A 10456-nucleotide genomic window follows, 5' to 3' on the forward strand; every position below is an offset into this window, starting at 1 on the left:
TACCGATTTTGAGGGGGTCAATTACCTAATTTTCAGGGAAAAAGTCCCTGAATTTCCCCCTGATCACTCCCATATCTGGTACTTTTTGAGGGGAAAAAAGTCCAAAAGTCTTATCCAACAAGGTTTTTAGATTTATTCAGCCAGCCCTATTTAGGGATTTTAGGCAATTTTATGCTTATTTTTCTCATTTTTGCCCTCTCAAAAATTAATTATGCAAGAACTCTATTAAATCTGGTTATTAAAAACTGATTATTTATTCTCCCTATTGCTTTTTGCCTCTTGCCTTTTGCCTAAAACCCATAACTTTTGTACCTCACTAGACTGAAAAACGCTATAGTATAAGCTCTTGTGCAAAAACAAAGGAGTTGAGCGGAAACACTCAACTCCTTTGTTTTTTATGCTTGATTCTATCTATAAAGTGTTATTGTGACTGCCAAAAACTTGCGCTTTTAGTGCATCAATTTCGGCTAATAACTCGCGACGATTTTCATCTTTGAGCAGATAGCGCCAGACAAACCAACCAGTGTAAACGATCCCAACTAATTGTAGGATAGGAGCAAGGAGGGGAATATCATCGATCGCATCTAAAACCGCTAGGGTAACTTTCACGGTGACAAAACTGGCTAAAATTGCCCCCAGAACGATTAAAGGTTTTTTGTATCCAGAGAAGAAACTACCGATATAATCGGGGACGTTAGCCAGATAGGACATCACCGAATCCCAAACTGGTTCTACATATTCAGACCAAATCTGTTCGGTGCTGCTGCTGGGTTTGCTCAGAGACCCGGGTAAATCCGTTCTAATCGGATTTTGGGTCTCGGTGGGTTGCATTGATTCCATATTAACTGATCCTCATCATAAAGGTTAGACAGTGCGCGAATACGACCAACGGGGGTCAATTTTAACAGACTGAATAGACTAACTCGCTGTTGCCCATATTATCGGATAATTGCGATACTAGGCGGAAAGTTGCTCAACAACTATTAAGAATCAAGGATTTAGCTTCTCAATTTTATCGTCAGTCTGACCGCAATTCTCTATTCTAACAGCAGGTAGCGATCGGAGTTGAGGAATCAGGGGGTGTCAGTTGGGTGCTAGGGATTGGTTGTTAGGATTAGCAGATAAGATAATTAAATGCAGACTAAATATCTTCGAGATGCGTTCTATGGACTCAACAGTTAGCTTGCTTACCCGCATTACTCAAACACCCGGCCAGTGTGGTGGTCGTCCTTGTATTCGGGGGATGCGAATTCGAGTAACGGATATTTTGGAAATGTTAGCGGAGAATGTGAGCATAACTGAAATTCTAGAAGACTTTCCCGATTTGGAACTCGCAGATATCCAAGCTTGTTTACTTTTTGCAGCACGGTGTACGGATTTTCCTAAACTAACGGCATGAAAATTTGGATTGATGCTCAACTACCCCCAACTCTAGCAAGCTGGTTATCAGCGACCTTTGATTTAGAAGCATCGTCCCTGCGAGACTTATCCCTTCGAGATGCTCAAGATATCGAGATCTTTGCAGCAGCGCGAGCGGAAAATGCCGTGATTATGACCAAAGATAGTGACTTTATTGATTTGGTTTGTCGTCTGGGAACACCTCCTCAAATTTTATGGTTAACCTGTGGTAATGTCACAAATCAGAATCTGCGGCGATTACTGACAGCTACTTTACCCGATGCGTTGAAACAACTAGAGCAAGGAACAATAATTGTAGAGATTAGCAATACTCCTTAAGGTCTTTCCCTATTCGTGGATAAGTTGCATGGGTGCGGTGCGAGGATCGATGATTTTCTGACCTAAACCCGAAAATTTGACCGCTAGATTCATTTTTTTACCCTCACCAAGGATATGGGTCACTTCTCCTTCTCCAAAAGTAGAGTGTAACACTCGATCGCCTACCTGCCATTTTCTTTGATCGGAGACAGTTTTTTCCATGGCAACCACTTTTGGGGTCTTTTTCGGTTTCAGGTTGCTTGTGAGCAATTCTGGGGGCAATTCCTGCAAAAATTGGGAAGCTACCTTCATCTCTTTATTCCCCCAGACATATCTTTCTTTTGCGTAGGTTAAAAATAATTGTTCCTTGGCCCGAGTCACACCCACATAACACAAACGGCGTTCTTCCTCAAGAGCAATGGGATCGTTTAAACTACGATTATGGGGAAAAATGCCCTGTTCTAAACCGACTAAAAAGACGATAGGAAACTCTAAACCTTTGGCGGAATGAAGGGTCATTAACGAGACTTTTTCTTGACCTTCCTGAAGATTATCTAAATCCGAGGCTAAACTAGCACTAGCGAGAAATTCCTGGAGATTGGTTTCTTCGTTTTCTTCTTGGAATTGTACGACGGCGCTATACAATTCTTGAATATTCTCAATGCGGGTATCAGCTTCCTCGGTTCCCTGCTGTTTTAACTCATCGATATATCCCGAATCTTCCATGATTTGGTCTAGGATTTCACTAGCGGATAAATCGGTGATTTTTTCTTGCAGGTTTTGGATAATTTTAGCTAACTTATTGATGCTTTTAGTCGCACGACCGGCGAGAGTATTAACGGAAGTTTCATCGCTGATAATTTCCCATAAAGGTACTCCTAATTCTTGGGCAGCTTTGAGCAAATTATCGATTGTGGTTTTACCGATACCGCGCCGGGGAGTGTTAATAATTCTCAGTAAACTAACGGTATCAGCAGGATTGGCAATCACTCGTAAATAAGCGATCGCATCTTTAATCTCCTGTCGATCATAAAATTTAAATCCCCCGACAATATTATAGGGGATATTATTGCGAATTAACCCATCTTCAAAGGGGCGAGATTGGGCATTAATTCGGTAGAGAATGGCAAAACTACCCCAATTTAATTCGGGGTTTTCTTGAGTAAATTCTCGAATTTTATCGATAACAAAAGCTGCTTCTTCCTGTTCATCTCTGGCTTTAAAAACATAAATACTCTCGCCTCCTTCTCTGGTGGGAACAAGGACTTTATCGATTCTTTGACTATTCTTTTCAATTAACTTATTTGCCGCTTGCAGAATATTTTCCCGTGAACGATAGTTTTCCTGTAGTTTCACCATCGTGCGAGTATCATCATCGAGTAAACCATCGCCAAAGTCCGCTTGAAAATTGAGCAGAATAGTAAAATCTGCCATCCGAAAACTATAGATAGATTGGTCGGCATCACCCACCACAAAAATCGATCGATCCGTCCAATTCCACTCACTTTTTTTCGTTTCACCATTGGTGGACAAAAGCCGAATTAACTCGTACTGAATCCGGTTAGTGTCTTGGTATTCATCGACTAAAATATGCTTAAATTGCGTATGCCAATAACCGAGAATAGATTCATTTTGCTGAAAAAGACGGACTGGAACCAGTATTAAATCATCAAAATCTAGGGCATTATTTTGTGCCAATTGCATCTGATAAGCCTGATAAACCTCAGAAATGACCTTTCCCCGAAAATGAGGGTTTTCTCTGGCGTAATCCGTGGGAGTTAAACCTAAATTTTTGGCATTACTAATCGCATAACGTAGATTGCGAGCATCAAATTTTTTATCATCTAAATTCATCTGTTTAGTGACGATATTTTTCACCAAACTCTGGGCATCCGATTCATCCATAATTGAGAAATTCCTTTGCCAACTATGACCATATTCATCCTGATATTTATTAATGTCATAGCGCAAAATCCGACCGCAAAGACTGTGAAAAGTCCCAATCCAGAGTTTTTTAGTATAATTCCGATAAACTTGAGAAAAGATTTTTTTCTGTTCGTATTCTTCTAAAAGTTCTAATCTTTGACCGTATTTTTCCTGTGCTTTTTGTTGAGCAAAAGTTTTTTCAATTCTCGTTTTCATTTCCCGGGCCGCCTTATTGGTAAAAGTGACTGCGAGAATATTTTCCGGCTCGACCCCGTGATGACGGATCAAATGGGCGATACGATAGGTTAAAGCGCTAGTTTTTCCCGATCCTGCTCCAGCAACCACCAACAAAGGGCCGCAAAAATGCTCAACAGCAAGGCGCTGGGAAGGATTGAGTTGTTCTAAATAATCGGCTGTGACTGTCATAATTTTTCAATATAGCTCTGCGACCGCTATTACTCAGGCTACATCATCGAGACGGGTATCGGGCATTAGTCAACCCCTTCAAGAGATAAAAATTTTTTGGGCTAGTTTCTTTCAAATCGTTCAAGATTCTAAGTTGTCATCTACAATGGAATTAGCGGAGACGAAAGTTTCCGTTCACTCCTCACACCACACTCCGTCCGAACAATGTTCGGGCGGTTTCTTATTGAAAATACTGGATCTCTACAAATTCCCTGTTACACTGTATGATCAAAGATTTCTTGGAATCTTTTTTGCGTTCAAACGTACTACTATGTGAGGGACATCACTTGTCTAAACGTTATTTGTTCACCTCCGAATCGGTTACAGAGGGACATCCCGATAAAATTTGTGACCAGATTTCTGATACTATTCTCGATGCTCTGTTATCCCAAGATGACCACAGTCGTGTAGCGGCTGAAGTGGTTGTCAATACAGGGTTAGTCTTGATTACTGGTGAAATCACCTCGAAAGCACAGGTTCATTTCGTCGATTTAGTTCGCAAGAAAATCGCTGAAATCGGCTATATCAACGCAGATAACGGCTTTTCCTCGAATAGTTGCACCGTTTTAGTTGCTTTAGACGAACAATCTCCCGATATTTCCCAGGGTGTCACGGCTGCTCAGGAAAATCGCGAACTTCTCAGCAATGATGAACTCGATAAAATTGGTGCGGGAGACCAGGGTATTGTCTTCGGTTTCGCTTGCAATGAAACCCCGGAATTTATGCCCTTACCGATTAGTTTAGCCCACCGCATCGCTCGCCGTTTAGCGGCAGTCAGAAAAACGGGTGAACTGTCCTATCTGCGTCCCGACGGTAAAACGCAAGTATCGGTCATTTATGAAGATGGTCGTCCCGTGGGTATCGATACTATCCTTGTTTCTACCCAACACGATGCTACTATCGGCGATATCACCGATAATGATCTCGTCCAACAAAAGATTAAAAGTGATCTCTGGGAAGCGGTAGTACAACCGGTCTTCAGCGATTTAGAGATTAAACCCGATGCCAATACCCGTTATCTGGTTAATCCCACCGGAAAATTCGTCATTGGTGGACCCCAAGGCGACGCGGGATTAACGGGACGGAAAATTATCGTCGATACCTACGGTGGCTATTCTCGTCACGGTGGCGGCGCTTTCTCCGGTAAGGATCCTACCAAAGTCGATCGCTCCGCGGCCTATGCTTGCCGTTATGTGGCCAAAAATATCGTCGCTGCTGGTTTGGCCGATAAGTGCGAGATTCAAGTGGGTTATGCGATTGGGGTAGCTCGTCCGGTGAGTCTCTTCGTGGAAACCTTTGGCACTGGCAAAGTCGCTGATGATGTGATTCTGGACTTAATCAATAAATACTTTGAACTCCGTCCGGCCGGTATTATCCAAACCTTTAACCTGCGCGGTTTACCCAGTGAAAGAGGCGAGCGTTTTTACCAAGATGTGGCCGCTTATGGTCATTTTGGTCGCAATGATCTCGATTTACCCTGGGAACAAACCGATAAAGCCGCTATCCTCAAAGAAGCTTTGACTTCTGCGGTAGTATAGGGTTAAAAATTAACTGCAATTTTTGATTCAGGAATAGAGTTTCAGGCTCTATTCCTTTTTTATACTAAATCCGTTGAGTATAGGCTACATAGGGTTTGCGGCAAAAAGTTTTTCCTGGGGGCAGGGTGTAGGGTGTGGGGTGTGGGGTGTAGGGTTTTACCGATTTTGAGGGGGTCAATTACCTAATTTTCAGGGAAAAAGTCCAGGAATTTTTCCCCCGATCACTCCCAGATCCATTACTTTTTGATGGCCAAAAGGTCTAAAAGTTTTACCCAACAAGGTTTTTAGATTTATTCAGCAAACCCTACATATCAGGACAGGCAATAGGCAATAGGAGCAATAGATAATCAGTTTTTAATAACCGGATTTGGTATAACTATTCTCAATTATCACTCTAAACAGGATTTAGTCTGACAAGTCTCTGGTAAATGGCGATCGCTGAGAGACGAAAATCTTCTTAATGCTGGCAAAATTCTCCCTTGCAAGCGAGATGTCGCCAGCTATCTACGAATTAATTGCACCCAGCTACTGGGAACAGAAAAAGCTATATTTATAAGTAAATCGAATCTGTCTTTCTGTTTAAAGACCCATGGATAACAAAGTTCTCGACGTTCACCATCTCACCGTTGAATTTTCTAATCAGAAAAGAACAACAGTCGCCGTTAATAACATTAGTTTTAGCTTGCAGAAAGGTCAAGTTCTCGGTTGTGTGGGGGAGTCGGGTTCAGGAAAATCTGTCACCTCCCTCGCACTCATGGGACTGGTTCCCTCTCCGGGGAAAATTACCGGGGGAGAAATTTGCTTTCGTCCGGCAAAAGGTCAGTCAATGCAAGCAGTAGATTTATTATCTATTCCCCCAGAAGAATTGCGTTATTATCGCGGGGGAGAAATGGCGATGATTTTCCAAGAACCAATGAGTTCTCTTAATCCAGTTTATAACATCGAGTTTCAACTCACCGAAGCAATTTTACTGCATCAAAAAGTCACCACTGAACAGGCAAAAAATCAAGCCATCTCTCTACTGCAAGAAGTGCGCTTATTACCCAGTGATGAACAGTTGGAGGAGCAGTATATAGAAACTTTTACCTTAGAAAATAAGGGTCATGTCAGGGAAAAAATTAGAACTTATATTCAGGAACAAAAAGAAGCAATTCTCAAGCGTTATCCCCACGAATTATCGGGGGGACAATTACAAAGGGTAATGATTGCCATGGCGATTTCTTGTAATCCTACCCTATTAATTGCCGATGAACCAACCACCGCTTTAGATGTGACTGTCCAAGCAGAAATATTAAGATTATTACGAGATTTGTGTAAAAGCGATCGAGAAATGTCAATGGTTTTTATCTCCCACGATTTAGGAGTTATTAACGAAATTGCCGATCAAATTGTCGTGATGTATCAAGGAGAAATTGTCGAACAAGGACCGAAAGAAGAAGTATTAAATTATCCCCAACATCCCTACACAAAAGGTTTACTTGCCTGTCGTCCCCGCTTAAACTCTCGTCCAGAAAAATTGCCCACCGTCAGCGATTTTTTACGAGTGGAAAAAGACTCTCAAGGTAAGATTATTAAACTACAGGAAATTACTCCACCAGCAGTTAATTTTATTACTCTCCAGGAGGAAGAAAGCAGAATCGCAGGTTTACAGAATCACGAGAATATTTTATCGGTAGAAAATTTATCGGTTAGATTTCCAGTTAAGGGAGTTTTCGGGCAAGTCAAGACCTTTTTTAATGCCGTAGATCAGGTCAGTTTTGCTGTTAAACGGGGGGAAACCCTGGGTTTAGTCGGTGAATCTGGCTGCGGAAAATCCACTTTAGCAAGGACAATTCTGCGCTTAATTCCTGCTACTTCTGGAGATATCTATTTCCGAGGAGAAAATCTCGCTAAATTAAACCCCAGCGATCCAAAATTAAGACTACTGCGACGGGAATTACAGATAGTTTTTCAGAATCCCTACAACTCCCTGAATCCCCGTTTATCCATCGGTAAAGCAATTTTAGAACCGATGGTTATTCATCATACCGGCGGCAATTCCCAAAAGCGACGGCAACGAGTAGAATATTTATTAGAACGAGTTAAACTTGATCCTAATTGGTTTGATCGCTATCCCCATCAATTATCAGGAGGACAACGACAAAGGGTGTGTATTGCTCGCGCTTTAGCCTTAAATCCTCAGTTTATTATCTGTGATGAATCTGTCTCTGCTTTAGATGTTTCCGTGCAAGCGGGAGTCTTAAATTTACTCAAAGAATTACAGCAGGAATTTAATCTCACTTATATCTTTATTTCCCACGATTTAAGTGTCGTCAGATTTATGAGCGATCGGATTATGGTGATGAATAAAGGTAAAATTGAGGAAATGGGTACAGCTAACCAAATTATTAACTCTCCCCAAAGTGATTACACCCGCAAACTTATCGCTTCCATTCCCCAATTTACCGAAAGTCTTGCTAGTTAAGTAGCTGGTTATAATTGAATTAAAAATGGATTTTAGCTTCGATCCCCCCTGCCCCCCTTGATAAGGGGGGTGCCGATCCCCCCTGCCCCCCTTGATAAGGGGGGTGTCTGACAACTTTTAACACCTACCTACTTAAAATTAGCCATCAAACCTAAAGGATTAGCTGCCTCTAATTGTGCCGCTAATCCTAACAAAGTGATTTCATCAGCAGGTTTACCAACTAACTGAATTGCCACGGGTAAACCCTGACTATCAACCCCTGTGGGTAAAGCAATCGCAGGTAAACCACTCGCATTAGCAATCGGAGAAGGGGCAATCCAACCAATCATCTTATTAACCGCTTCTTCCGGTGGTAAATTTTCCCACTCACCAATTCCGGGGGGTTGATGTAGGAAAATGGGCAAAAGTAAGACATCAAAATTATCAAACATCGCCACAATTTGCCGCGAAATAACGTGCATCTGCCGCACCGCTTGCAGGTATTCCCCCGCGCTGCCAGAATTCTCTAATAACCATTGGTTAAGGGGACTTAATAACTCCTTCGGAATTCCCGTCGCTGCCGTCCCCGCTTGCCAAATACGCCGAAAAGGAGCGATTAAAGCCTGTAAATCGGGAGAATACTCCGTTAAGTGATGCCCCATACCCTCTAAAATTTTAGCCGTCTCGATCACAGCATTTTTATAGACGGCAGCCGCTTCGCCGAAGGGGGATATGGAAGTAGAAAAAGCGATTCTTAGGGGTTTTACGCCTCTCTGAGTGGCTTGTAGGAAAGAAAAGGGCGGATCGGGTAGCCAGTAGGGATCGCCCGTCGTATAGCCCGAAATCACGGTAAGCAGCGCCGCCCCATCTGCCACCGTCTTAGAAAGAGTGCCGTTAGTGGCGATACCGCTTTGAAATTCCCCCACCGGGGCATAGGAAACGCGCCCGCGACTGGGTTTTATCCCCACCAAACCGCAACAACCCGCCGGAGTACGAATGGAACCGCCACCGTCGGAACCCTGGGCAATCGGGCAGAAACCCGCCGCTACCGCCGCCGCCGCGCCACCACTGGAACCTCCTGCGGTATAATCGCGGTTGAAGGGGTTACGAGTCGGCAAAAAACCCGGATTTTCGGTGTAGGGAAAGGAACCTAGCTGGGAAGTGGCAGTTTTGCCCAGAAGGATAAAACCCGCCATTTTCATTCTGGTGACGATTCCTTCGTCGTATTGGGCAATATTTCCCTGTAAAGCGGCGACTCCGTAACTAACCGGCATTCCGGCGACGGCATTTAAGTCTTTAATGGCGGTGGGAACTCCAAAAAAAGGCGGTAATTCGGCAGTAGCGGCGATTTGACTTAATTGTTCCGTTTGGGCGCTCGCGGTTGCTAGGGCGCTTTCCCTGGCGACATGGACAAAACTACCAATTTGACAGTCAAATTTCTCAATTCTGTCGAGGTATAAATGGGTTAATTCTAGGGGGGAGATTTGTTTAGTGCGAATCAGTTGGGCTAATTCTAGGGCAGATTTTTGCAATAATTCATCACTCATGAGCGATCGAGGTAAAATAGGTAAGTGAAAATAATTATATTCGTTAGTGGCAAGATGGTTTTAAAAGAAAAAGAAAAAGAAAAAAAAAGTCCATTTCCGTCAAAATTTCCCTATCCCCTATCCCCCCTTGTCTTGGAAAATTATGACCCCACAGTTAATTGAAATTCTCTCGGCTGACGAAATTCGTCGCACTATTACCCGTTTGGCTTCCGAAGTTATCGAAAAAAGTGGCGATTTAAATAACTTGATTTTGATCGGTATCTACACGCGAGGAGTGCCTTTAGCTAATTTAATTGCTAATCAAATTGAGAGCTTAGAAGGGGTAAAAGTTCCCGTGGGAGCGATCGATATTACCTTCTATCGCGACGATCTCGATCGCATTAAAACCCGCACTCCTGCTAAAACCAAAATGCCCCTAGATGTCACGGGAAAAACCGTGATTTTAGTCGATGATGTTATCTATAAAGGTCGCACGATCCGCGCCGCTTTCAATGCTATTATTGAGTATGGCAGACCGCAAAAAATCCGCTTATTAGTCCTCGTTGATCGTGGTCATCGGGAATTACCAATTCACCCGGATTTTACGGGCAAAAAACTACCCACCGCAGCCGAGGAACAGGTAAAAGTTTATCTACAAGAGATTGACGGCAAAGATGGGGTGGAATTAATCAAATAAACAGAGGATTGGTAACTAATCCCCGGAGGAAAATAAACATAATTGCATCGATAATTAGGGTCTGCTGAAAAAGTTTTTCCTGGGGGTAGGAGTCAGTAGCCGGTCGTCAGGAGCCAGTCGTTTCAGGCTTTGTTGCCCTTGTTTT

General features: G+C 43.0%; 8 protein-coding genes. 5 read left to right on the top strand and 3 right to left on the bottom strand.

All coding sequences use genetic code 11. The annotated features are described in order from the left end of the window. Positions 1-411: 411 nt before the first annotated feature. Complete coding sequence (locus O9332_RS00335; protein WP_002744522.1) at positions 412-840, bottom strand: CAAD domain-containing protein; 429 nt, start codon at positions 838-840, stop codon at positions 412-414. Positions 841-1165: 325 nt separating this feature from the next. Between O9332_RS00335 and O9332_RS00340 the strand changes: the two genes are divergently transcribed. Next, positions 1166-1399, top strand: a complete 234-nt coding sequence (locus O9332_RS00340) for a DUF433 domain-containing protein (protein ID WP_039899814.1) — start codon at positions 1166-1168, stop codon at positions 1397-1399. Then, positions 1396-1737, top strand: coding sequence for a DUF5615 family PIN-like protein (locus O9332_RS00345; RefSeq protein WP_002759489.1), 342 nt, complete (start codon positions 1396-1398; stop codon positions 1735-1737). Before O9332_RS00340 ends, O9332_RS00345 begins: the two co-directional genes overlap by 4 nt. 9 nt (positions 1738-1746) lie before the next feature. Here the strand turns inward: O9332_RS00345 and pcrA are convergent, their stop codons facing one another. After that, on the bottom strand, positions 1747-4068 hold the full coding sequence (gene pcrA, locus O9332_RS00350; RefSeq protein ID WP_002759490.1) for a DNA helicase PcrA: 2322 nt from the start codon (positions 4066-4068) through the stop codon (positions 1747-1749). Between the two features lie 326 nt (positions 4069-4394). On the opposite strand from pcrA, the gene metK reads away from it, so the two are divergent. Both metK and O9332_RS00360 read left to right on the top strand, forming a co-directional pair. Further along, positions 4395-5645: a methionine adenosyltransferase gene (gene metK, locus O9332_RS00355; RefSeq protein ID WP_012267167.1), complete on the top strand. Its 1251-nt coding sequence runs from the start codon at positions 4395-4397 to the stop codon at positions 5643-5645. A gap of 589 nt (positions 5646-6234) precedes the next feature. Beyond that, the gene (locus O9332_RS00360) at positions 6235-8109 is read left to right on the top strand and encodes an ABC transporter ATP-binding protein (protein WP_288023227.1); all 1875 of its coding nucleotides are present in this window, start codon (positions 6235-6237) and stop codon (positions 8107-8109) included. Positions 8110-8237: 128 nt separating this feature from the next. Here the strand turns inward: O9332_RS00360 and O9332_RS00365 are convergent, their stop codons facing one another. Beyond that, the gene (locus O9332_RS00365; RefSeq protein WP_288023229.1) at positions 8238-9635 is read right to left on the bottom strand and encodes an amidase; all 1398 of its coding nucleotides are present in this window, start codon (positions 9633-9635) and stop codon (positions 8238-8240) included. Positions 9636-9777: 142 nt separating this feature from the next. Between O9332_RS00365 and pyrR the strand changes: the two genes are divergently transcribed. Further along, complete coding sequence (pyrR, locus tag O9332_RS00370) at positions 9778-10311, top strand: bifunctional pyr operon transcriptional regulator/uracil phosphoribosyltransferase PyrR (RefSeq protein ID WP_002759497.1); 534 nt, start codon at positions 9778-9780, stop codon at positions 10309-10311. The last annotated feature ends 145 nt before the right edge of the window (positions 10312-10456 follow it).

Source organism: Microcystis sp. LE19-10.1B (assembly GCF_027530565.1).
GTDB classification, from domain to species: domain Bacteria; phylum Cyanobacteriota; class Cyanobacteriia; order Cyanobacteriales; family Microcystaceae; genus Microcystis; species Microcystis aeruginosa.

Coding starts and splice junctions, on each gene's coding strand:
- pyrR (WP_002759497.1), top strand. CDS start 9,778: ATGACCCCACAGTTAATTGAAATTCTCTCGGCTGACGAAATTCGTCGC.
- pcrA (WP_002759490.1), bottom strand. CDS start 4,068: ATGACAGTCACAGCCGATTATTTAGAACAACTCAATCCTTCCCAGCGC.
- O9332_RS00340 (WP_039899814.1), top strand. CDS start 1,166: ATGGACTCAACAGTTAGCTTGCTTACCCGCATTACTCAAACACCCGGC.
- O9332_RS00365 (WP_288023229.1), bottom strand. CDS start 9,635: ATGAGTGATGAATTATTGCAAAAATCTGCCCTAGAATTAGCCCAACTG.
- O9332_RS00345 (WP_002759489.1), top strand. CDS start 1,396: ATGAAAATTTGGATTGATGCTCAACTACCCCCAACTCTAGCAAGCTGG.
- O9332_RS00360 (WP_288023227.1), top strand. CDS start 6,235: ATGGATAACAAAGTTCTCGACGTTCACCATCTCACCGTTGAATTTTCT.
- O9332_RS00335 (WP_002744522.1), bottom strand. CDS start 840: ATGGAATCAATGCAACCCACCGAGACCCAAAATCCGATTAGAACGGAT.